The organism is Nocardia sp. NPDC059691, from assembly GCF_042733915.1.
Taxonomy (GTDB): domain Bacteria; phylum Actinomycetota; class Actinomycetes; order Mycobacteriales; family Mycobacteriaceae; genus Nocardia; species Nocardia sichangensis.
Genome location: NZ_JBHWFB010000005.1, coordinates 111278 through 137719, shown reverse-complemented (window position 1 = coordinate 137719; position 26442 = coordinate 111278). Strand labels below are relative to the sequence as shown.

The window sequence follows — 26442 nt, the reverse complement described above, 5'->3', positions numbered from 1 at the left end:
CGGGTCATAGTGCTTGGTGAGCGGCAGCCCCGCTTCGTGCGCGATCAGCGATTGGCCCGCGCTGTCGATGCCGGAGCCGGACGGGTACTTCGGGCTCTCGCCGAGGTATCCCGCCGTCAGTGCCTCCCACAGGCGACGCAGCCGCGACTTCGGCCGCTCCGGTTGCCGCGGTGCGGGCACGTCGGTGTCCGCCGGTCCGGGTGCGTCGAGACGTTCGGGTGTCTCCACCCGCCAGCCGCCGTTCTCGTCGGCGACCAGCCGCGCTGGCACGCGCTCACCATCGACCTCGAGGGTGTACCGGCGGGTCTCCCCAGGCTGGGGCTCGGCGCCGGTCTGGCCGCGGGCCGCTTGGACGGCGTCGGCGAGGTCTGCGATGGCTTGCGCGTCGCGGCGCACCGCGGCACGGGCCTGCTCCACCGTCCCGGCCGGATCGCGATCGAGATCGGCCGGATCGATGCGGAGCCGCCGTGCCCAGGCGTCGCGGGTCTCGCGCACCTGCGCGCGCAAGTCCGGATGACGCGTGCCGCGCGCCCGCTCGGTCGCTGCCGCGAGCGCCTCGACCATGCCCGCCTGCAACAAGTTTCGGTAACGCAGGTCGGCGATGGTGGCGCCGAGATGCTCCGGGGACAGATCGTCCTCGTCGAGGGCGAATCGGCGTGCGAGCCGATCGCGAGTCCGGTCGATCGGTTCAGGACGCGGAGCGCGGGACGACTCGTGCGCATCCCCGGCACGCTCTCGGTTCGCATCATTCGAGTGCGGCTCGGCTGCCCGAGTGGCCTGTGCGCCGGCATCGTCCAGCCGAGCGACTTCCGCTTCGGCATCGAAGACACGGCGGGCAGCGCGCTCCAACTCCGTGACACGGTCCTGCCACGGACCTTGTTCGTCCAACCGCAGCGTGCGTCCGCGCAGTCCGTCGAGCGCGTCGTCCAATGCGTCCCGTGTCAGATCCTCGTCATCGACCGGAAGACCACGCCGCGCATCCGCGAGACCGGCGCGCGCGTCGGCCAATTCGCGGACCGCCGCGTCCCGTTGCGCGGACAGGCGTTCCGGGTCGGCGACCGTGCGGCCTGGGTCGGCAGGTGGCAGGGCATCCGGGCTCGTGGCAGCCGCGGGCAGTCGCGGTGGTCGCGGCTGCTCGATCGGCAGGCCCGCGCGGCGCAAGTCGTCCTGTACGTCGCGCAGACCGTCGTCGGGCGCCTCGGCCAGCCAGAACTGCTCGTCTCCGTAGCGTTCCGCGCTGGTGAGCGGCTCGAAATCGTCCGGGTAGCGCATGCGCGGGCCGTCGGCATCGTCGAGGAAGCCCCGCGCCCGCGCGATTTCGGCGAGTTCGGCCAGAGCGGCCAGCGGATCGCGCAGCGCGGCGAATCTCTCGTCGAGACCCAATGCCTCGGCGAGCAGGCGAACGTGCTCGGCCTCGGCATCGGTGAGCGGGTCGGCATCGCGCTGATCGGTCCAATCACGCTGTTCGCGAAGGAATTCGAGCACGTCGCGGACGGGATTGCCGGTGCGACGAGCACCATCCGGACGGCCATCGGCCGGTGGCTCGGCATTCGTGGGCGGCGTCGGCGGCCCGGATGGCGGCTCACCATCCGCACCTGCGGCCTCCGCCCGCGGTTCGGCGGTGTCAGGCAGCCCAGCGACCGGGCGATCCTGGTCGGCGTCGGCACGCACCGGTGCTTCGGTCTCGACCTCACGTGTGACCGGCTCTGCGCCTGAGTCTTCCGATGTCGATCCGGTGTCGGCAGCCCGAGCCGCTTGTGCGCGAGCGTATTCGGCCCGCGCCAATTCGTCCTCGGCGTCGAACACGCGCCGCGCGGCACGCTCCAACTCCGCAATCCGCTCGTGCCACGGCCCCTGCTCGTCCACCCGCGATGTGCGGCCACGCAAGGCTTCGAGCGTATAGTCCAACGCATCCCGCGTCAGATCCTCGTCGTTCACCGGCAACCCACGGCGAGCATCCGCGAGGTCGGCCCGCGCATCCGCCAACTTCTGTGCCGCCGCATCACGCTCAGCCGACAGATGCTCGGCGTCAACACCCGTATGCCTTTCGCCGCCAGGCGCACCTAGGTCGTCGGCTCGTGTTTTCCCCGCGACAGGCCCTCTGGTTTCCCGAGCTTCTCCGGGTGAAGCCGGGTCGCCGACGCGCGCACTTCCCGCGACGGGTCTCCTGGGAGACCGGTCGCCGTCACCCGGAGCCGGATCGCCCACGCGCGTAGTTCCCGCCACTGGTTCCCCCGGCGCGGGCGGTGGCGTGGGCTCTGTGCCCGATGGGAACCCGTCGAGCTCGCGTTCGAGTGCGTCGAGGCGGTCCATGGCGCGGCGGTGGATCTCGTCCAGTTCGTCCAGCAGGCGCGTGTGCGACTCGTCCAGCGCCTGGGCCTCCGGAGACGGGTGTACCGCCTCGTCCGGTCCGCCCGCGAGCCGGTCGAGCCGGGCGACGGCGGCGTCGAAGTGCTGATCGAGGTCCACCGCGATCCCGTCGAGCTGGGCGAAGGTGTCGCGAAGCAGCTCGTCGAATCGTTCGTCGGTGCGCCGGGCCGCGTCGTCGAACTCCGCGCGGATGCGCTCCAGCGCCGCCTCGGCCGAGTTCTCCGCGCCCGGGCGGGCCGTGGGCGCTATGAGCGGCGGGACCTCGGCGGCGGCCGGGACGCCCTGGTCGGGCCGAGCGGACAGCTCGTCGAACCGTGCGGCGATCTCGGCTTCGATGTCGGCCAGGCGGTCGAGAGCGCGCTGCTCGATCCGGTCCAGATCCGTACTCGCGCGGCGCAACAGGTCGTCGAGCTGCTGGTCGATTCGGCGGTGCAGCTCGTCGAGGTCGGCGAGCGCTCGGTGCGCATCCTCGCGCGCGGTGACGGATGGGGAGTGCGGCGCGGCGTTCCGCGGGTCGTCCGACGCACTTTCATCGGACTCATCCGGACGCACGGTGCGCGGCGACGCCGCATCCGGCTCGCTCCCGGGACGGTCGGTCGACGGCACGGCTAGTTCACCGTCACCCGAATCATCGGACGCGCCCAGACGCGTGGTGCGCGACGTCTCCGCCGCATCCGGTTCGCGCTCAGGACGGTCGGTCCGCGGCACACCCTGCCCACCGTCACCCGAACCATCGGACTCATCCGGACGAGCGGTGCGTGGCGACGCCGCATCCGGTTCGTCCTCGGGACTATCGGTCCGCGGCGCACCCTGCTCACCGTCACCCGAACCATCGGGCTCGTCGGGCTCGTCCGGACGCGCGGGTGCGGGTGGATCCTCCGGGGGCTTCTGCGCACCGCCGTCGGCGTTCGGCGCCGACGATTCGTCCTCTTCGCGTGGACGCGACGGCTCCTCTCCGGCGGGCGGGCGGCGATCGCCGCCTCGGGGTCCTTCGCCGGGGCCGTCGGTCGGGCCGTGGGGCCGCGACGGCGTCGCACCCGATGCGGGCGGCAGGTAGCCCGGGTCCGGTGCGAGCGGAGCGGGAGCGTACGGGATGCCCGCGCGCCAATCGGTCAACGGCGGGCGGTCGGCGTCCCAGTGATAGCCGAGCGTGATCGCGTGCGCGTTGGCCTGCTGCCAGGTCGAAAGCGGATTTTCATCCAGGAATCGCGCTTCGGCCAGCATGTCGTTGAGCAGCACGAAGTCTTGTGACAGCGGGGCGCCGTCGATCAGTCGCTGCCACGCCTCCGCTACATCGGCGAGGCGGTCCATCTTCTCGTCGGTGTACCGGCCGGCCGGATCGCTGTGTTCGCGTACCCGATGCTGGTCGACCATCAGGTGGTCCTTGATACGCGCCAGTTCCTCGCGGGTGAACACGGGAACGTCGTCGCGCATGTGCTCGGCGAACGCGGTGGCGATGTCGTCGGGATCGCCACCGCCCGCGAGCAGTTCGCGGATGTCCTCCACCGTGTCGCGAATCGCGTCGGGGTCCTCGGCGGCGAACCGGTCCGCGAGGTCGGCCGCCATCCGGTCGATCTCGTCGTGGATGCGTCCGAGTTGCGCGTCGACGTCGCCGAGCGGATCGATACCCGGTTGCCGCCGGACCAGCCGTGCGACGGCGTCCACCACCTCACGCGCCCGGGTTTCCTGCTCGGCGCGCCGATGCCGGTCCAGGCCGTCGGCGATCCGGTCGATGTCGGTGTCGTCGGCGAGGAAGCGCTGGTATTCCCCGTCCGCCCAGTCCTGGACCCGCTGCCAGGCAGCGACGTCACGATCCCACTCGCGCCGCAGGCCCTCCGGGATGTCGACCCGGTCGCCCGGCGGCACATGGTCGGCCGCATTCCACGGCCGGTGCATCGGCTGGATGTTGCGCTGCGGCGGGGCGAACCATTCGTAGTTGCGGAACACCGTGCCGAACGGCGGCACATGCCGCAGCCACGGCCGCGCCTGCACCCACTCGCCGATCTCCGGATGACGCTGGATCCACGCCTTCACCGCCGGATGCTTGGGCACCTGCGCCGCCATCAGCAGCAGGCGCACCACGTTGTACGAATCGCCGCCCCAGTGCTGGGTGTACACGTCGTGCTCGTCGACGCCCGAGGTGTCGTACCGCGAAGGCGCCTGCGGCATGTGCAGCGGAAGGGTGCTCTCCGGGATCATCCCCGGCGGGACGTCGTCGGTCGGCAGGGTGATGTCGTTGACGACGTCCTCCATCGCCCACCCGCTGACACCGTCCAGCAGTTCCTTCCGCGAGTACTTCTTCGGCAGTTCGCTGCGATCGCGCCCGAATTCCCAGTCCGGACGGGTCGGATCGACGCGGTGCCAGACGCCATCGGCGTCGCGCCACGAGGTGATGTCCAGGCGGCGGCCGCCGATCCACCCGGTGCTCAACCGTTCGATCTCGGGCGGGTCCATGTGCTGCGTCCGCACGTTGTCTTCGCGGTCGGCGAGCACGTGACGGTAGTCGACCGTGGTCTCCGGGCGCACGATCGCCTGTGCCACATCGGAACTGCGACGCAGGGCGTCGGTCAGAGCGGCGTCGTGATCGGCGCGCGGGGCGGACGGGTCGGGCCGGGCGCCGAACACGATGATGCGCGGGCGCTCGCCGTCGATGATGCCGACCCGGTCGGTCACCATCCGGCCGCCGACGCGTTCGATGAAATCCCGATACGCGCCCGCAACCCTGGCCATGTCGTCCTGGATGCGGCCGATCGCGTTGTGCGCGTCGTTCACCTCGCGTGCGACGGCGTCGAGCGCGTCGATGTCCCGGCGGCGAGCGTCGGCCTCCGCCTCGGAGAGCGTGCCGTCGGCGAGCCCGTCCCGGACCGCCGCGCGCAGGTCGGCCACGGTCCGGTCCAGCCGCTCCGGCTCGCAGGCCGCCTGATCGACTCGGCCTTCGGGATCCAGCAGGCCCAGGCGCGCCGCCAGGTCGTCGCGCTCGTGCCGCAGCGGCTTGACCCCGCGCAGCGCGTCGGCCCGCTGTTGGGCCAGCCCTTCCAGCGCGTCGATCACGTCCTGCGGCCGGGACCGCTGCGCTCCGACGCCTGCCCTGCGCAACTCATCGATTCGGCGGTCCACCTGCTGGATCCGCTCGTCGAGCTGGTTGACCTGCTCGGCGGCCGCGGCGAGCTTCTCGATCGTCCGCCTGCGATGCTCGAGTTCCAGCGGCTCCGGCGCGACCCGGTCGGTGTGCGGCGCGTCGTCGGGGCCGCCGACGTCGTCGACCGTCCGGACGTTCGCGGCCTCGTACAGCCGCAGCACAGTGGTCTCCAGCTGATCCCCGCGCAACGCCGACTCGTCCAGAACGACGCTGTCACCCCAGGATTCGCAGCGCGCGGCGCGGTCCTCACGTTTGGCCCGCCAGAACTCGTGTTCACGGGTCAGGGCCTGGCGCTGCTGGACGAGCCGGTCGTATTCGCCCACCGGAGTGGTGGACAGTTCGAGATCCGCGAGTTGCGTCTCCAGGCGGGCGGTTTCCGCGTCGGCGTCGGCGAAGTCCCGCGCGGTCTGTTCCAGTTCGTCGATCCGGGCGAGACGTTCCGGCATCTCGCTGACCGGCATGGTCCGTCCGCGCAGCTCCTCCAGCGTCCGGTCCAGGCCGTCCGGTCCGGGTCGCAGGGCCGCCCAGTCGTCGGCGTCATCGATCGGCATCCGTCCCGCCAGTTCGTCGCGCCGCGAGCGTAATTCGTCGTGCCGGTCCCGCGCCTGCTCGAGTTCGGTTGCGAGTCGGTCGTATTCCGCCCGCGTCTCGGGTGACATCCGAGCGCGCGGGTCGTCATCGGCGCTACCGGTCCGCGACTCGTCCGCGCCGAGCGGTGGTGTGTCCGTCTCCGGAGTAGCGGCGGACGGCGGCGCGGAGTCGGTCCGTGTCGACGCCGCCGAGTCCGGTGTGGCCGAATCGGCGTGTGGTTCGCTCCCGATCGGCGCGTAGAGCCTGCGCAACCACTGCGCCCGGTCCTCCGCCATCCGGGCGTTCCATTCCGCTTGTTGCGCGTGGAGTTCCGCCCATGGGTCGTCCGGATCGGCGTCGGCGATGCGCCGCATCCGGTCCGCTTCGAGCGTGGCGGACCAGGTCTCGTTCTCCGCCTGCTCCAGTCGCAACCAGGCCGCGCGGTCGGCGGCCATGCGGGCGTTCCATTCCGCCTGTTCGGCGCGTAACCGTGCCCAGCGGTCGTCCGGGTTCGCGTCGGCCTGCTCGCGCAACCAGGCGGCGTGGTCGGCGGCCATGTCCGCCTCCCAGTCGGCCTGCTCGATCCGCATCCGGAAGTACCAGTCGGATGGCGGGCCGGGCTCGTCGCCGGGTTCGTCCGCGGAGCGCGGTGTGGTCGGCGGCTTTTCGGCACCGCCGTCGCCCGAAGCGGGCTGCGCGGGATCGGCATCACCATCGCCCGCGTCAGGCTTCACGGAATCAGCATCACCATCGCCCGCGTCAGGCTTCACGGAATCAGCATCACCATCGCCCGCGTCAGGCTTCACGGAATCAGCATCACCATCGCCCGGGCCGGGCTTCCCATCGGCGTCACCCTCGCCGGAGCCGAGCCGCACGGTCTCGGCATCGCCATCGCCGAGGTTGGCGGAATCGGCTCCATCCTCGCCGGAATCGGGTTTCGCGGTTCCGGATTCACCCGGCTCGGCCGGGTCATCGGATCTCCGCCCGGCCGCGCTGTGCCGCGACTCTCCGCCTGCGGCCACATCCGCGCGAGGGGCGATCGGCACGACCCGGATGGTGCCGTCGGGGTCGACCCGCAGCTCGCGCGGCCGTGCGCCTCGCGCGAGGGCGTCCGCCACCTCGGGATACCCTGCGGCCGTTTCGGCCAGCGCGTGAGCCGGATCCGTCCCGCCGAGATTCACCACCAGCACCAGCGGAGGCTCGCCCGCCAGGATGCCGACGCGATCGGTGACCGGCCGGGCATCCGCGCGCAGCAACGCGTCACGTTCCAGAGCGGTCGCCATCGCCCGGTCCAGGCGCTCGACGCGCTCCTCGGCCCTTGCGAGCCGTTCCGGATCGTCCGCCGCGCGCGCGGCGTCGTGTTCGCGCACCGCGTCGTGGTTCTGCGCGGCAAGCCGGTCCAGCACCGCCTGCCGCCGGTCGGCCTCGGCGCGGCGGGCCTCATCCGGGTCGGGGGTGCGCGGCCGGTCGAATTGCGGCGGGTTGTGCTCGGTCTCGCCCGCGTCGATCGAGCGCGGGGCGTCGTCGCGCGATCCGAAGGACAGCCGGTCGGCCATGCGCCGCAGCGCTCCCCTTGGTTCGCGCCGGACCAGATCGGACCCGCCGTCGCCGAGCAACCGGGAGATCCGCTTGACCAGCTTCTTGACACTGCCGTCGGACATGCCGTGGAAGAGCCTGCCGAAGGCGTCGTCCAAACCACCGTCGCCGGTCGGGGCCGGCACACGCCACCCGCCGTTGCCATCGGCCTCCAGCACGATGCCGAACGAGTAATCGGCGATATCGATGCTGCCGACCGTGGTCCGCGGCCACGACACGCCCGGTCCGCTCCCCGGCTCGGGCAGCGGCACCTGCCTGGTGGCCAGCCGGTGGGCCACCACCGCCGGATGCGGTTCGCCGACCTCCGGTTCCGTACGGAAGTTCGTCAGCGCGTCGTGGCGCAGCGAGCCCTTGTTCTGGCGGCCCTCGTAGGCTTCGTGTGCGTCCGCTTCCCGCTGATCCTGCTTGGTGTGGAACATTTCCGGACCGAGCTGACGCAGCCACGCCTCGAAGCCGAGACCGGTGCGGCCTGCCTCGCGATAGCGCAGATAGTGCGCCAAGAACTGTTGCATCGTCTCGTAGCGGTCGGGCGCGCGATACGGCCCCTCCGCCACCCCCGCGGGCAGCCAGCGGGTGCCCCCGTCGTCCGGCGAGACGGCGAGGTAGTCGAGGCGATGCGTTCCGCTCCACAACACCTCGGCATATGCCGAATTCCGCACCGCCAGTTCACGCAACGCGTCGATATGCCCGCCGGGCTGCGCCACGATGACCAGGCGGTGCACACCCCGCTCACCGGTGAACAGCGCGATGCGTTCGGTCAGGCGGACACCGGCGGGATCCCGGTCGAGCAGGGCGTTGACCGTGCGCCGCGCCACCGCCGAGTCGTCGGCCTCGACGGGAGCGTGCCGCGCCGGCTCCGCCGCATCATCGGCCATCGGCCACGGCTGGTAGCGGCCGTGGTTGTCCGCGGCGGAACGGGCGACTTCCATCGTGATCTCGGCCTCGGGCAGCCCCACCTTGTCGACGTACTTGCGCAGCGCCGTCAGCCCGGCGTCCAGCGCGCGACGCTCGGGCGGCACGCCGTCGTCGGCGTGCGACGCCTTCCGGTAGGCCCGATCGTAGGCCTGCGTGTAGGCGGTCTCGGCGGGGCCGACGGGCACGAAGCGTCCCGATTCCCGCAGCACGCGCAGGGTTTCGATCTCGACAGCGAAGTCACCGGTGCGCATCCGCCGAAGTTCGGGCGAGTCCGCCTTGTGCGGGCTGGGCGCGTGGTCGAGGTCGGCGGCGGTGAATCCGTTGGCCCGGTCCCATTCCGCGGCGTAGTGCGTGGCGTAGTCGACGCCGTCGATCAGCGGTCCGCGTTCGACCAGCGCGGCGCGCACCTCGCGCACCGCCGCCCGGTAGGCCGCCGCGTCGAGCATCGATGGCCGGACCGACGAGTTGTCGCGATACGCGCGTGCGGCGATCTTGCGTGCCTTCTTGCGTGCCTCGTCGAACGTCTCGCGCAGTCGGTCGTCGTGTTCGACGGTGCGCGGTTCGTCCGGGGTGCGTTCCCGCTCGCTCTGGTACTTCGCGCGTTCCTCGCGGACCCGGGCGAACTCGAAGGCCCTGGCGTGCGCCTCGGCCTGGCGGTCGAGCATCGTGCCGACGTACTCGTCACGCGACAGCGTGAGCCGTTCCAGCGGACCGTCGCCCACCCGCGTCTGCTCGGCCATGGTGGCGGCGTGCACCCACGCTTCGGCGAGCTCGAGCGCCGACGAATTCAGGTGCAGCACAATGCTGTCGGCCGACGGGACGTAGCCGCTGTCGGACCGCAGCTGCTGCCTGCCGTCACGCGCGGCCGGTGGGTCGTCGAACGTGAACCGGATATCGACGCCGAGCCGGTCGACGGTGCTCATGGCCCACCGGCCGACGGAATTGCCGTCGCCGCGCACCCGCTCGCCGCGCATGTTCTGGTAGACGCGCAGGTTGTCGCCGTCCAGCTCGCGCATCACGCGGTCGAGCCGGTTGGCCAGGTGGTCGGCCGGTACCGGCTCCTCGGCCGCGGGCCGCTCCGATCGAGCGACATCGTCGGGCGGATTCGGCGTCCGCTCGCGCATCCAGTGGCCGTCGTCCCCGGACCGGACCGCGGAAGGATCGGTCTGCTCGTGCCGCAACCGCACCGCGCCGGAGTCGTCGACGTCCACCCACACCCGGTCCGCGACGACATCCTCCACCACCAGGGTGTGCCGCAGTGACGTGTCGGGCGCCTCGTCGCCGGTCACCCGGGTGAACCGGTCGCCGGTCTCCGCGACGAACACCTTCGGCGGCCGTCCGGGCAGCCACGCCACCCGGTCGGTGAGCCAGCTGCCACCGGCCTCGCGAACCTGCCGATCCATCAGGTCGTGCCCGACTCGCGCCGCGAGTTCGAGGGCGACGTCGTCCCGGGCCGCGACCGCGCGCACGCGATCGGCGGCGAGTTCGCTGAGGATCCGCAGCTGAGCGTCGAAGTCGGCCAGCTGGTCGTCGCCGAGTTCGCGCCGCGTGCGGGCGAGTTCGCGCAGGTGGGCGAGCACATCCGCCCGATCCTGTGCCAGCGCGCTGCGGTCGAGCGCGTTGTGCTCGGGATCGAATCCGTCGAGCTTGCGTACCAGTTCATCCCACATCGCGTCGATGCGGCCGATCTCCCTGGTGTGAGCCGCGTGCCTGCGCACGAGGTCCTGCGTCTCGCGCGCGGCCTCCGCTGTCGCCGGCCGGTATTCAGCGGCCGAGCGCTCGTGGTGCTGGGCGGCGTCCCAGTCCCGGCCGTGCGTGCTGCGGGCACTGGCGCTCTCCTCGGCGAACCACGGCGGGTCGAACAGGTCACCGGCGAGCAGCGCCTCGACGCCCGCCTCCCGTCCCCGTTCGCGCAACCGGTCGGCATCCATCGCCGGGTCGGCCTCTTGCGCCCGGGCCACGGCCGCGTCGTAGGCGTCGAGGTACTGCCTGCGTACCGCGCGCTGGTACTCGACCTCGACCGGCGCCAGCGCGGTGGGCCGGCCGGGATACCCGGCGTTCTCCAGTTCGCGCAGGAATTCCGCCTGCCTGCCGGTCGCGACGGCATCGGCGCGCAATTGCGCCGTGACGTAGTCCTCCCGTGACATGCCCCGGATCCGGGACGGCGTGACCTCCACCTGCCCTGCCCGGATCGCCTCGGTCAGCGCGGCCACACGCACGAGTTCGCCGGCCAGCTCCACCTGTCCGCGGTCATGGGTGTCGAGCCGGATGTCCATGGTGCGGCGGTCGAAGGCGTCGGCCGCGCCGATCTCGTCGCCGAGGTCGGCGAACCGCACCCGGGCGCCCTCCGCGCGGAGCAGTTCCGCCGCCTCGCGACCGACGGCGGACTCTTCGAGCACCTGCCACACTTGGGCCGATTCGGCGTCGACCCGGCTCAGCTGCCACAGGTCGTCGGCGCGGACTTCGCTGTCGGCGCGCTCCGGCTGGTCGGCCGCGTCGTCCGCCGCCGGTTCCCGCTGGTTGTCGTCGACCCGCTCGCGCGATCCGGTGGCGTCCGGCGTCGAGTGCGTGTCCGCGTCGGCGAACTCCGGCTCGCTGAAACGCACTGTCGGCGCGGGATCGCCTGCTTCGACACGTATTTCGGTGAAGCCGTGCTCGGCCGCCAGCTCGCCGAGGAGGGAGTCGCGCATCGTTTCCTCTGGCGTCCGGTAGAGGTCCGGGTCGTGGCCCGGGCCACCGTCCCGGTGCCATTCGCCCCGGATCTCGGTCACCAGGTGCCCGAATTCGGACATCGCGCTGCGGAAAAGGCCCGCGCCGTCGGCCGGTCTGGTGGCGGGCTGTATATGGACGCGCAGCACCCCCTCGGTGTCGACGGTGACGTGGATGCCGCCTTTGCCGTTGGGGTAGAGCCAGGTGTTGCGTCGGTCGTATTCGCGGACCACGGTGTGGTCGTCGCCGACCGGCGTGATGGCGTCGGGCGGCGGCACAGGGGCGATGTCGCGCGCGTGCTCGCGTACCCGCGCCAGCCGCTGCATGGCCAGGTCGTGCCAGTCGGTGCGGCCGTAGCGCTCGAACTGCGGCCGCAGCGCGGCGACCCGTTCGATGAGGATGTCGACGGCCTCGCGGGTCAGCTCGTTGTCGCGGTAGCGGACGCTTCCGTCGGCGTCGCGGGCGAGGAATCCTTCGGCGAACGGGCTCACCGCGTCGCGGGCCTCGGCGCTGTTCTCGAAGGCGCGGCTGTGGTCGATGCCCGCGAGTTGCCGGTCCGGCCCGGCGAGCCAGCCGAAACGATCCCGGTCCGGGGGCCGGACCACGGTGTCGAGCAGGCCGAGGGCGCGGCCGGGAATCGAATCGGCGTAGCCGAGTTCGTGCGGATCGGCGAAATCGCGGTGCCGGTCCCCGGCCGGTTCACCTGGCATCACCTGCTGGTAGACGACGTTGGGCTCGTGCAGTACCGACTCGGGCACGGGGGCGTCGACGGCCCGGCCGAGCGCCCCGGTGAGTACCTCGGCGACGGCGTGCCGCGGATTGACGACGATCTTGCGGATCAGTTCGGTGCCGTTGGCGAACCGGACCAACTCGACGCTCCGGGCGCTGTGCGCCGAATCGCCCTCGCGCAGTATCGTCGCGCCGATCTCGCCGGAAGCCAGCGCATCCGCCACGACCTGGTCGAACGAGCGGGTGCCGTGCGCGGCGTCCCAGGCGTCGCCGTAGAAATCGGCGTGGGTCCGGTCCGGGCCGACGGTCTCGGCGTCCATCAGCGGGCGCAGCGCCTCGAACGCGGCCTCGCGGGCCTTGTCCTGCAGATCCTCGGGCCAGGCGTTCGGCTCCGCCGCCCGCGCGGCCGCGTGCGCGGCGTCGTACGCCTGGATGTACACCCGCTCGAGTTCGGTCTCGGGGATCTCGTGCCGCGCCGCGCGCAGTTCGCCGATCGCCGCGAATTGCATGATGCGCGCGGCCGTCTCCAGGTCGAGCATCGCGCCGACGTACGCGCGGCGCGACGACTGCGTCCGGAGCCGGGCGGCGTCGGGCATGTCCGGCGCGTGGGCCAGATCGGCGAGCGTGCCGCCGCGCACCAGGGCGAGTATCTGCTGGGTGTCGGTCAGGCCCGGATCGAGAACCAATCGCCGTTGCGCGGGGTAGTAGCGATCCGGCGCGCCCGATTCGTACTCGACCCGCACCTTGTGCTCGGTCAGCGCCCGATCGATCTGCCTGCCGATCTCGGTCCGGGCCAGTTCCGCACGGAGACGGGCGGTCCGCTCCGCTGCCGCGGTCCCGGCGAGATCGCGCGGCGTGACCGCACCGACCGGGTCGCTCGGCGCGATCGGCCCTGGCTCGTCGACGGATCGGACGCGCACGCGGCCGAAGTCGTCGATCTCCACTTCGAGGAACCGGCGGTCGACATCGTCGCGGCCGAGCAGCGCGGCCGCGAACGGGTCGCGCTCGGCTTCCCGCATGACTCGCTCGTGGTCACCGGCTTCCGCGGCGATCACCAGCCGGTCCGGCTCGCCCGGCACATGAGCGACGTGATCGGTGAGCACCCGGGCGCCCGACTCACCGCGGATGGCCGCGCCGAGCACGCCCCGCGCGGCCGATGCGGCGAGACTGTGCTGTTGCCCTTCGAGCCGGGTGCCGGCCTGGTCCCGCAGATCCGCCGCGTCGCTCAGCACACGCAGATCGTGCTGCCTGCGCAGCGATTCGGCATCGTGGTCCGACCGGGTGGCCGCGTCCTCCGCCTCCCGCAGCGCCCGATCGATCGTCGATCGGGAGACGTCGCGGGTGCCGAAGAGCGCCTCCGCCCGGCGGGCGAATTCCGCGGCGGCCTCCCGCGCCCGCAGCCTGGCGTCCTGGCGGGTCAGCGCGCCGTGCCACAGTTCGGCCGCGGTGGTCGGCGAGAACGGATGGTGCCTGCCCGCCTCCGCTGCGCCGTCGCGACCGACATTGGCCTCGTCCCAGATGTTTCCGTAGTAGTCGGCGTAGTTGCGCCCGTTGTTCCATTCCGTCCGGCGCAGCGGCTCGCGCAGCGCCGCGACGCCGAGATCGTGGGCCTCGGTGCGGGTTCCCGCGTTGTCCCAGCGCCGCCGGGACAGCTCGCGGTCGAACGCTGCCCGGTAGTGCTCTTCGAGCGGATGTTCGGCGATCTCGTAGCCGAGCGCGCGCAGTTCGGCCGCGAGCCGGAGGTGCCTGCCGCTGGCGGCGGCTTCCTCGTCGACCATCGCGTCGACGAATTCATCGCGCGACATCGCGCGGATGCGCTCGGGTGTGTTCGCCGTGGTGCGCTGGAGATGACGTTGCGCGTGCAGCGATTCGTGCGCCAGAGCCAGCGCCTGGCGCACGTGCGAATTGCCCGCGGTGAACGCGAGCGCCGACAGTTCGCGACGCCGGAACTCGCCGGTCCGCCCGTCCGGCGCGGTGTCTTCGTAGCCGGTGCGGATCGGGCCGCTGTCCAAGCTCGCCAGAATCTGTTTGCCGTAGTCGGTCTGCCGGAGCAGGGCGCGGACCTGGTCGTCGTGGGTGTCGAGAACCAGGCGGTCGTTCGTCGGCGCGTCGACGGCACGGCCGATTCCGCCCTGCTCCGCGTGGTGCAGCAACAGATCGTGCAGCGCGCGTACGGGTTTGCTCGCCGGGCCGAGATCGCCGAAGTGGTCGCGCAGCACGACTTCGGCGAAAGCTTCGGCCACCGCCTCGTGATCGTCGAGCAGGCCGTCCTCGTCGAGGCTGTACCCGCTGAGTTCCCGCAGCCACTCGCCGAAATCACCGTCGGGGTCCGCGGCGGCCAGCTCGAGCAGATGGCGCTCCGCCCGCATCCGCGCGGCGAGACCACCGGCGTGGTCGAGCACGTGACCGTATTCGTGCACCGCGACGGCGAAAACGGGCCGCCGCAACATCATCGGCTTCAGTTGGTCGTTGCCTACGGCGTTGTGCACCGCCGCACGGAAGTCGCGTGCGCTCGTAGCGTGCTCGTGACTGAGGACGATCGCTCTGGTGAAGACCTTCTTGGTGACGTCGTCGATCTGACCGTCGGCCCACCCGAGCTCGCCCCGCTTCAACTCGCCGATGCCGACGCCGCGCAGGTCGACGTGCGGGAACCGCTGGTGCATTTCGACCACGGCCCTGGCGTATTCGCGCACCACCTCGGGGTTCAGGCCCGGCCGGTCGAACCCGAGCACCTCGAACCCTGGGTTGCCCGTGGCCTCGCGCAGCCGGTCCCGCAACAGCTCGCCGACCTCGTGCGGACTCAGCTGCGACCACTCGTCCGCGGTCGCGGCGCCGAGCACCTCCGTATCGGGCGCGTCCGCCGCGATGTCCTCGGGCGGATGGGAACCGCGCGGGGACTCGTCCGCCATGCGGTCCCGATCGACGTGCGGATCGTCATTCCCGGACCGCTCGACGCGGTGCGGCTGTTCGCCTTCCGGCGTGCTCGCCCTGCCCGGCGTCAACCGATCGATGAACCGGCCGAACCTGCCGCGCGGCGCGGCGCGATCCGCCAAGTCGGTGGAGCCGTCGCCGAGCAGCTCGATGATCCGCGCGACCAGCTTCTTCCGGTCGGGCGCGGACAGGCCCCGCAGATGCGTGGACAGAACATCGGATTCCGATCGGTTCGACAGCGGAGCGGGCACCCGCCAGCCGCCGTTGCCGTCGGGTTCCAGGTGGATGCTCAGCACCGTCGACCCGACTCGGAAGATTTCCAGTTCGTGATGCGACGGGCGTGGTATTCCCGAGTCGCTGGGCAGCGCTATCCGGCGGGTGTACAACCGGTGCGCTACCTCGGCCGGATGCGGCGGCGTCAACGGCGGATCGGCGGCGGCAGCGGTGCGGTGCCCCGCCTCGTGGAAGCCCTCGGTCAGCCTGCCCGGCACGTGGAAACCCTGGCGGCTGGTACCGCGGGCCTTCTCGGCGTCTTCGGCGGTGTAGAACGCGTCGGGTCCGAGTTGTCTCAGCCACTCCTCGAACCCGAGATGCGTGCGGCCCTCCGCCCGGTAGCGCAGATAGTGCGCCAGCATCTCCGTGAGCGCTTCGGTCCTGCTGGGGTGACGGTACGGCCCCTCCGCCGCCGTGACGGTGATGTGGTGCATGGTCGGCAGGCCGCCTGCCCCGCGCACCGCCTCGCGGTAGTCGAGATAGTGCGACCGGTCCCAGAGCACGTCGGCGAGTTCCGGGTGGGTCGCCGCCAGTTCGCGCAGGGCGTCGATGTGCTGTCCGGGTTCTGCGACGACCACCAGGCGCGGCCGCCTCCCCGGCTCGGAATCGGCCGGGTAGCGCGCGACGCGATCGGTGAGCCGCTCCGGATGCGGCTCACCGTCGAATTCCTGATCCAGAACGCGCCGGGCGAGTTCGGCGTCGTCGTCGCGCCCGATCTCGCGCGTCGCGGGGTCTTCGGAGCGCGGCGCGATCCCGTCCTCGCGCGCCTGCGGATGACCCCACCGCGACTCGTCCTCGTTGCCCGCCGCGCGGACGACGTCGAGGGCGATCTCGGCCCGGTCCAAGCCGACCCGGTCGAGATAGCGCCGTACCGCCTCGCGTCCCGCCCGGTGGGCGGCCTGCTCCGGCGGCGGAGCCTCGGGGTTGCGGCGATGCGCCTTCTCCGCCTTGGGGTACGCCTTGTCGTAGGCCTCGGTGTACGCGCGTTCGGCCGGGCTTACCGGGACGTATTCGCCCAGATCGCGCAGCATGCGCAGGCTTTCGATCTCCAGCGCGACATGCGTGGCGCGCTCCCCGACCCTGGCACGGCTGTCGCGCGCCTGCGCGTCGGCATCGACGACGCGTTCGGTCGGCGCGATGCCGTGCGCCCGATCCCATGCCGCCCCGAAGTGATCGCCGTAGTCGCGCCAGTCGACGTGCGGCCCGAGGTGGTTCAGGTGCTCACGCACGGCGCGCACACCGGCGCGGAAGGCGGCCCGGTGGTATAGCGGGAAGGACCGGACGACGCCGGACTTCCAGTACGTCTTCTCGGCGTACCGCAGCGCGTCGTCGTAGGCCTTGCCGTAGGCGCGTTCCAGGTCGTCGACGCCGATCCGGTTCGGATCGATCATGCCGGTGTCGTCGGCGTTGCCCGCGTACATCAGGGCGTACGCCTCGGCCATCCGGTCCAGCATCAGGTCGACGTATTCGTCGCGGGAGAGCGTCAGCCGCGCCAGCGGTTCGCCCGCTGCCTCGTTCACTTGCTCGGCCAGCCGCGCCGCGCGCACCAATTCCGCTGCGTGCCGCCGAGATCCGGCGTCGGATTCCAGCACGACGGTATTGGTGACCGGGTTGTAGCCCGCGTCCGGCCGCAGTCCGTAGCGGCCGCTGTCCATGCGACGGATGCTCGCCTCGGACTCGGCGCTGAACCGGATGTCCACCCCGAGCCGCTCGAGCACGGCCGCCGCCCATCTGCCCTGTCGACTGCCGCTGAGTTCGACCAGTGCCTCGTTCCGCAATGCGGCCGCGTGCTCGGTGATCGTCCGCTGGTGCGTCCCCTCGTCCACCCGGTGCCGGGGCGGATCGGCCGGCGCGGGCGCGTCGGCGGCGTCTCGGAGGACGTGCAGGTCACCGGATTCGTCGAGGTGCACCCGGATGTCGGTGGGTGGCGGTTCTCCGGCCAGGGCGGCGCGGTCGGACAGGTCCCGCCGCACGATGTCGGTGATCTCGCCCAGTACGCGGGCATGCTCCGTGGTCGCCCGCGTGTGCTGCGCGGTCAGATCCGCGAGCAGCAGCACGTAGCTGGTGCCATTCCAGATGTCGATACGCTCGGACCGTTCCCGGACCAGGTCGAACTTCTCCTGCCGGGTGGACGGGATCTCGTCGTCGGGAAGGTTGAATCCGTCCTGCAGCCGCCGGAACGCGCGATCCCAATCCGCCTCGATGCGCGCCAGCTCGCGCCTGGCCGCCGCCTCCGTCCGCTGGAGCCGATCCAGTTCGCGGGCCGTCGCGAGATCGGAGGGAGCGTATTCCGCCGCCCCCTCGGGTGAGCGGTGCGCGGCGTCCCACTCCTCGCCCGCCTCGTGCCGTCCGCTGACGCCCTTGCGTGGATCCTCCGGTGCGTCGAATCGCGGATCGGCCAGCAACTCGGCCACGCCCGCCGCGCGCCGTCGCTCGCTGTCCACGCCCGAATCCGATCGCGGTTCCCTGGCATCCAGGTCCAGCACCTGACGCAGGTCCGCGTCGGCGCGGTTGCGCACCTCCTCGAGATCGATCACCCGCAGCGACGCCCGCTCCAGTTCCGACAACCGGTCTCGCCAGGCGCTCGCCTGGTCGATCCGGATCGTCCGGCCGTGCAACTGCTCCATGGTGTCGGCCAGTGCGACGCGAGTGCTCAGTTGCCCGTCGTCCGCCAGGCCGCGAGCCGCCTCCGCACGCAGCGCCCGCGCCGCGTCGACCGCCGCGGCCGCGGCGTCACGCCGGGCGGTAAGCCGAGCCGCCTCCGCATCCCGGATCGCCCGGCGCGCCGGGTCGTCCACGAGGCCATCCGGCTCGACGGCCCGGTGGAAGACATCCAGATAGGCCGATTCCAGCGCGCTGCGCTGCGCGGCATCGATCACATCGCGCACCGGCCCGCCGTACGGGTCGTAACCGGCCTCGCGCATCTCCCGGTGGAATTCGGCTTGGCGGCCGAGCGCTTCGGCCTCCACCCGCACCCGCGCGGCGACGTGATCGGCGCGGTCCAGCGCGCGGATCCGGGCCGGGTTCACCTCGAGTCTGCCCTCGGCGACCGCACCGGCCAGCTCCGCCGCCCGCACGACCGCCGCCGCCTGCGCCAGCTGGTCGCGGCCACGGGTGCCGACGAACACTTCCATCGTCCGCCCGTCGAACCCGTCCGGCTGTCCGGGACCGTCGCCGGGTTCCTCGAACCGGATGGCGGCGCCGAGGTCGCGCAGCCGGGTGAGCGCTTGCCTGCCGATCTCGCTGCGCACCAGCACTTCACGTACTTCCGTCGCGGCCACATCGGTCGGGCGATGGTGCCAGCCTGCCGGTTGCGCCTCGTCCGGGCGGACCAGATCACGCGCGCCGTTCTCGTCGCTACCGGCGGTGACGGGTTCGGTGAGGTCGGCGGGCTGTGCATCGGTTCGGCGGCGCGGCTCGTCCCCGTCCCGGGGGTCCTCTGCCCGAACCGCGTGTCGCTCGGAGTTCTGCGGCGCTTCGACGGCGTCGCGTTCGAACCCGCCCGGCTCATCGCCCGAGATGAACCGCTCCAGCCGCAGCCCGTCCATGAACCGGCCGAGCCACCCGCGGCGGCCACCGCGGTCGACCGCTTCGTGCAGCAGGCTGTAGGCCACCCGCGTTGGCTCGCTGACCTGGAACAGGCCACGCGACTGCACTTCGGCGAACGCCTCGGCCAGCGCCTCCGCCGGGTTGAGCTGCCCGGTCTTGTCGAAGCTGTATCCGCTGAGGTTGTCCTTCAGCCACGCCAGGTAGCCCTCGGTCGTCGGTTCGCCCAGCTGCTTGGACATGTAGTGGTTCAGCAACGCGGCGTCGAGCTTGCGCCGGGCGTAGCCACCGCTGCTGATGTCGAGGATGTGGCCGAACTCGTGGACCGCCAGCGCATGGACGGGCCTGCGGGTGGCGCTCGAATGCAACCATCCCGATTCGACGCTCTCTTCGACGGCCTTCCGGAACTCCGTCGCGCTCGCGGCATAGCGCTCGTTGATCAGCAGGTCGTCCGCGTACACCCGCCGGGTGCCGTGCTCGATCAACTGCCCGGTTTCGGCGAAGACGCCGCGCGGCAGCTCGCCGACGACGATTCGGCGCAGGTTCGCCTGCGGGTTCCGCTCGAACATCTCGACCATCGACCGGGCGTATTCCCGCAGCACCTCCCCGTTGAGGCCGGCCCGGTCGAAGCCCGTCACCTCGAACTCGGCATTGCCCGTGATCCGCCGCATCGTGTCGCGCAGCTTCTCCCCGACCTCCGCCGGACCCAGCCGCGACCACTCGTCGTCGAACGGCGCACCGAGCAGCTTCGCATCGCCCTCGACCGCATCGATCAACCGGTCGTACAGCATCCGGACCGGCTCGGCCACGTTGTCGCGGCCGTGGGCGACCACCTGGACCAACGCCTCGGCCATCGCCTCCGACGGTTCGATCCCTTGGGACGTCAGGCTGTAGCCGCTGAGGTTGTCGCGCAACCATTCCGTGAAGCCGTCCATCGTCCGGTTGTCCGGATGGTTGTCCATGTAGTGGTCGAGCAGCTGGTCCTCGGCTCCGCGCCTGGCGGCGTTGTCACCCGCGAATTCCAGCGCGTGCCCGAACTCGTGCACGGCGATCGAATACGCGGGCCGCCGCAGCACCGCCCGGTCGTACAACCCGTCGCCGACCCGGTCGGTCATCGTCTGCCGCAGGTCCCGCGCGCTCGCGACGTATTTCGGGCTCACCGTGATCGACTCGGTGTAGTGGTGCCCGTCCTCGTACCCGGAATGCGCCTCCGCGATCGCCTTGTCCGGCAAGTCGCCGATGCCGATGCGGCGGATGTCGACCTGCGGGAAGCGCGAGTGCAGGTCGACCATCGCGCGGGCGATCTCGCGCACCGCCTCCGGGTTGAGACCGTCGCGGTCGAAGCCGAACACCTCGAACTGCGGGTTCTCCGTCATCCGGCGCAGGTCATCGCGTAGTTTCTCGCCGACCTCCGCCGGGCTCAGGCGCGACCATTCGTCATCGGTCGGTGCGCCGAGCAGTTCGGTGTCGAGAGCATGCGCCGCAGGCTCGTCATCCGGCGGGCGTGGCGGCGTCGGGTCGCCCGCCGGTTGCCCCGGGTGCTCCCCGACCGCGAGATCGGGATGCGCGTCCGCGGCGACGAACCTGGTCGCGCGCGCGTCGTGCAGCGTCCCCTGGATCAGCACCTGGGAGAACTGGTCCGGCAGATCGAAGATCGGCTTGTACTTCCAGGACGCGCCCTCCGGCGGCGCCCCGGTCCGCCATTCCAGGATCACCCCGTCGCCGTTGGCGAATGCCTCGGCGGCACTGCGCGTACGCGACCACGACGTGGTGTCGCTCTCGGCGGCGCGGCGCTGGGAGATGTGCTCTTCGGCGGACAAGTCCACGGTTCCGCGTGGCACCGCGCGTCCCGAAATCGCCTCGCGATACGACGGATTCACCGACCCGTCGGGCAGCAACCGGGGGATGCCGCGATACAGCGGCGTCCCGTCCTCCGGCAGGTCGCCCTCGAACAGGACGTCCCCGTCGCGACCGAACGAGTCGTCGGGGTCACGCGCTCGCGAACCGTCGTTCGGAAGGTCGATGTGGTCGGCGTCGAGCGAGAGCGGCGCGTCGCTGTTCTCCGGCGGCTCGGCGGCCAGCCGGGTCAGCAGGTCGTGCAGTGCTCGGGCGGGCGCGCTGACCGGTTCGTCGTCGCCACGGAGCACGTGATCGGCGAACGCCTCGGGCAGCGCCTCTTCCGGCCGCAGGTTGCCGTCGCGGTCGAAGCTGTGGCCGCTGAGCTGGTGCAGCCAATCCTCGAAAGCGAGACCGGGGTCGCGGGTGTCGTCGTCGAGATAGCGCTCGTACAGGTGTTCCTCGGCGCGATGGCGTGCGCTCTGCTGGCTCGCGTGGTCGAGCGCGTGCCCGTATTCGTGCGCCACGACGGCACGGACCGGACGGCCCAGAACTTCCGCGGAGAACCGGCCGTTGTCCACACCGATCCGCATCCGGTCCCGGAAGGTCTGCGCACCGGTCGCGTGGTCGTAACTGAGGACGATCGATTCGGTGAACATGCGGCCGGACGCGTCCAGCCGTGGCTGCGCCATGCCGATCACCTCGGGCGGCAGCCCGCCGATACCGATGCTGCGCAGGTCGGCGGACGGGAACCGATCGACCAGATCGACCATTGCCCTGGCGTATTCCCGCACCACCTCGGGGTTCAGACCGTCGAGGTCGAACCCGAAGACTTCGAAGTCGGGATTCCGCATGGCGTCGCGCAGGTGCTCCTGCAGCCGCTCGCCGACCTCCTCCGGACTCAGGTGCGACCATTCGTCCTCGCCCGGAACGCCGAGCAGCTCCGCATCGCGGGCGGTGGCCACGTCGCTGTCGCCGTCCTGCGGAGGGACCGACGAATCGTCGGCGTCCCGCGCCGGAGTGCCGGTGTCGCGCGCCGAGGTGCCGGTATCGCGTACCGGAGCGTCGGCATCAGGTACCGAGGCGTCGGCGAGCGGCGCTCGAGCCGGTGTTCGCGCCAGCGCGGGCGATTCGATGCCGCCGATGACATCGACCCGCACCAGCGCGCCGTCCCGATGAAGGTTGAACTCGCGCGAGGTGACAACGCCATTCTTGGTGGCGTGCACCAGGTGGTACTCGACCTCCAGCGTCCCGTTCCGGTGCGCCTCCAGCAGTTGCTCACGCGCCTTCGACAGCGCCCGCCCCGCAGCGCTGTCCGGGTCGACGCCGCGCGCCGCCATCTCCTCGGGCGTCTCGGTCAGAATCCGCCGCAAGTTCTTGTCGATCGCGGCCGTGCGGCGCAGATACTCCGGCGAACCCTGTTGCGCTTCAGCTACTTTCGAACCCCCAAGGTCCCAGTGGACACCCTTGGCCTCGATCACCACCAGTTTCGGCGGACCACCGTCGGCGCCGGGAACCAGCACCGCTATGTCGACGGTATCGGCGCCATCGATCGCGCCATCGAACGGCGACAGCAGTATCGCCCCCGGCCGCGCTTCCGAGTCGAGCCCGAACGCCCTGCCCGCCAGTTCGCCGAGCGTCTTGGACGCCTTCACCAGCAACGGACCCAGCCGGTTGAACTCCGCGGCGTTGCGCTCCATCTCGCCGAGGCGATCCAGCTTCGCCTGCTTCTCCTCGTCGGAGAGGTCGGACTCGAGAATCTCGATCTCGAGTTTCTCCACGCGCCCGGGGAGCTTCTCCTCGGCCAGATCACTGATCTTCTTGATCTCGAACTCCGCCATGTGCCGCTTGACCGCGTCATTGGCCTTGTTGCGCTGCGCCTCCACCGTCGCCCGCTCGGTGACCGTTTCCGCGATCTGGGCTGCGATCTTCGCGTCGACCACGGTGTACGGCTGCTTGTCGCCGGGATCGGCCATGAACCGGTAGGGGCGGTTCGTCAGCGGATCGCTGAGATATTCCTTGGTCAGCTCGTCGTGCAACCGGAAGCTGTCGTCGCGGTAGGTGCCCGCGGCGTCGTCTTCGTGATGCCACGTTCCGTCCGGATCCCGGTAGGAGTCGGGCCGGTCACCGAACTTGTGCAGCACCCCGTCGGCGTCGCGGTACATACCGGTTGGCACATCGTCGTCGCCGTGCTCCGACCGGTGCTCGGCGTCGTCGGATTCACCGAGGAAGTCGGGCGACTCGTCGAGCGCCGGAGTGCGGTCGCGTGTGGGTCGCGCGCCGTCGCCCTCCGCATCACCACGATCCAGCGGCGCCACCTTCCGATCACCCGGTTCCGGCACTCCCTCGCTGTCGCGCGGCGGACCCGCCGGATCGGATGGCCGATTCGCTTCGTCAGTGGCGTCCGGGTCGCGGTTGCCCGGCGGAAGACGCTCCGGGTCAGATGCATTCGAGTCGTTGCGCGAGCGCGCCGGGTCCGGCATCGGGTTCGATGCCGAGCGCGGCGGTATCGGGGCATCGTCCGCGGGACGCCCACCGGCGACCCGCCACCAAGTGTCGGCGTTCTTGCGGAACTCGCGGGCATGCCATTCGGCCTGTCCCGCCTTGATCCGCAGCGAGCGTTTCGTCACCCCTTCGGGCAGATCCGCCTCATCGATTCGGTCGATCAGGTCACGCAGCCGCCGCGCTTGCTCGGCGGCCCGCCTGGAGTGCATGTCGGCCATCTCGGCGCGCAACCGCGCGCGGAACTGCTTCGGCGTCTCGCCATCGCGCCGACCCGCGATCTCGCCCTCGGGACCATAGATCGGCCGTTCGTCGGCCGGTCGCACCCGCGGGTCGGAACCGCTCGGCGGCACCACCTTTCCCGCACCGTCGAACAGGATCGCCGAAACCGAGCGGAGGTCCGACGGCACGTCCGGCGGGAACCCCTTGCGGCTCTCCGCTCCCGGGTCGGACACCTCGATGCGGAACTCGCCGGTGTCCGGATGCATGCGCACGGTCAAGGTGTAGGCGTGCGCGCCGACCCCGTGCTCGTCGACCGGACCGGTGTATTCGTCCACCACGAGGGCGCGCGGTCCACGGCCTTCGGCGACATCGCGCGGGTCCATCCCCGCCGCCATCCGCAGCAATTCGTCGGCGATGCCCTGGTGACGAGACTCGTCCGGCCCGCCGTCCGGGTAGTCCCAGAGACGCCCGCCCGCGGCCTCCTCGATTTCACGCAGGGACATGCCGCGCTCGCCGACCGGCTCGTCCGGCGGCCGGATGGTATCGCTACCGGTGGCCTCCTGGAGTTCCGCGAGCGACAGCCTGGCGCACTCCCCGCGATTCTCCGGATGATCCGGTTGCGCATCGGAATCCGGATCGTTCCGTGTCGTCTCGTCGGTGTCCCGGCGAGCCTGGCCATCGGTGTCCGCACTCCGGCGGCGGGCCGGGCCATCAGCATCCGCGCCCGGGCGGCGGGCCGGGCCATCGGTATCCCCGCCGGGGCGGCGCGCCGGTCTGGACTCACCTGCGTCACCGGCGAGCGGCAGCACAACCGGTTCCGCGGTATCGCGCCTGCCGTCGTCGGATTCCGAGGTATCGCGTGATCGCGACGCCTCGCCCGGTCGATCCGCATTCGCCTGACGCGTCTCTCCGGCCGGGCGCGTCCCGCCGTCCTGGCGCGTCTCCCCGACCTGACGGGTCGCGCCCGCCTCCCGCCTGGATTCGGCTCGCGGCGCCTCGGAGTCGGCCTTGCCCGCACGCACCCCGGCCTCGTCGCGACCGGAACCGGCGGCGCGATCGGCCACACCGGCCCGGCCCCTGTCGGCGGCCGCCCTGCTGTCCGGGTTGGCGGCCTGGGCGCGCGAATCGGCGGACGACGCGGGCCGTGCGTCGCTCGATCCCGGCGAAGCAGGAGACGCGTGCGTCGCGCCCGGCGCGACACCAGTGGACGGCGGCGTGCTCGCGATACTCGGTCCGGCGTGTGGCGACGCCGGGTGGCCGGTCAGCGGAGCGCCCACGACCGGTGCCGCGCCCGTCGGCGCCGTGTCCGATACCGATCGCGTCTCCGTGTTCTGCACGCCGTCGACGGTGCCGCGCTGGGCGACCCCCGGTTCGGTAGCCCTATCATGCTGACCCGCGGCGATATTCGGCTCTTCGGACCGACCGGCTCCGGCGCCGCGGTCCTGTCTTCCTTCGTCGGCGAGCCCCGCGCCGGTGTCGGACGCCGACCGCTGACCGGTGGACCGTTCCCCCGACGACGAGTGCTCGCCCGACGTGGACCGCTCACCCGACGACGACTGTTCACCCGACGTAGTCCGCTCACCCGACGACGACTGCTCGCCCGACGTAGTCCGCTCACCCGACGACGACTGTTCACCCGACGTGGACCGCTCACCAGCCGAAGACTGCTCACCAGCCGACGACTGCTCCCCCGACGACGCGCGCTCTCCAGACGACGCGCGCTCGCCGGACGTGCCCTGCTCCCCGGTCTGCGCCGGAGTGCCGGGCTCACCACTCCGCCCGGCGTCGTTGCCCTCCGACCTCGCGCCATCGGAGGCCGCGCTCGAAACCCGATCTCCCCCGGACGCGGTGGCGCGCGACGTATCCGTGCCGCCGGAGTTCGATGAACTATTGCCGGCCGCGGGCATTCCGGCGCGCGGTGCGCCCGCACCGTTCGTCGCCCCGGACGTGTCCGACGCACCGGAAGTGTTCCCAGCGCCTGGAGCCAGACTGCCGTCGCCCGCGCCGGTCGTTCCCGCGCCGTCGGGCCGGTAGCCCACCCGCGCCCCGCCCGCGTCGGCGAAGAGATTGTTCAGGCGGGTTCCCAAGTCGGGACGACTCATCGTGGTCGGCATCATCTTGTTCCACATGTGCGCGGAACCGACCTTCGCGACGCTGGTCATCGCGCCGTTGGAGGCGCCCGCGGTGAACATCCGCCAGTCGACCGGCGTGTTCCCCAGGTTCTGTAGCGCCTGGTCCAACCCGTCGGTCGCGACATCGAAGCCGAACTGCGTCGCGGTCGCGCCGACGAAACCCGCACCCGCGCCGACCAATCCCGCCGTCGTCCCGGTGATGATGCCGTGCAGGAACGGATTGAACTCCGGGCCGAACCGCCGGGTCAGCGCGTGGCCGAGTCTCTCGCCCAACGGCCCCGCCGCGGCGCCGCCCGCCGCGGAGCTGACGGCGGTGACGACGACCTGTTCGACGTTGATGTTCTTGCGGTGCCCCTGCTCGACCTGATAGGCCTGCACGCCGAGTTCCTGCATGGTGCCGAGGATCGTGTCGATCGCGATGTGTCGGAGCAGGAAACTCACGAACCGGTTCGCCACGATCCGGCCCACGCGCTGGATCACCGCCTGCACCAACCGCTGACCGATGATGCGGACCGCGATCCGGGTGGCCGCGATCGCCGCCGCGTCCACCGCGGGCTTGAACGGGCCGGACGCGAACGACGCCGCCAGTTCCCCCGCCAGCAACGCCAGCGACGACCAGTACATCAGCTTGCCGTACTCGATCTCGGTGCCGACGTCGTAAGCGGAGTCGCCGATCTCCTTGAAGTAGTCGGCCAGCTTCGACAGCGTCTGGTCGTCCTGCGGGTTGCCGCCGCCGAATGTCAGGAAGCTGTCGAAGGCCTTGACCATCTCCTCGTAGCCGTCGCCCGAGGGATAGGCGGTCATCGACGCGCTCTTGGCCGCCACGATGTCGGGGATGACCGAGCGCAACTCGGACGCGGCGGTCCGCCAGTCCCCGCCCAAGGCCCACATCTGATCCTCGTTGCCCTCGGGCCACTCCATGCCGACGATCGGCTCGAGGTACTTCAGCGCGCCGGGCAGCTCGATGGCCAT

Annotated in this window: 1 protein-coding gene (running past one end of the window); it reads right to left on the bottom strand. The window is 71.3% G+C overall.

What is annotated here, in order from left to right:
- On the bottom strand, positions 1 to 26442 hold the 5' portion of the coding sequence (locus tag ACFV2O_RS13235; RefSeq protein WP_379251989.1) for a hypothetical protein. The gene continues 5310 nt to the left of window position 1, outside the view; 26442 of the gene's 31752 nt are visible here — the first part of the coding sequence; it begins with the start codon at positions 26440 to 26442; the stop codon falls past the left edge of the window.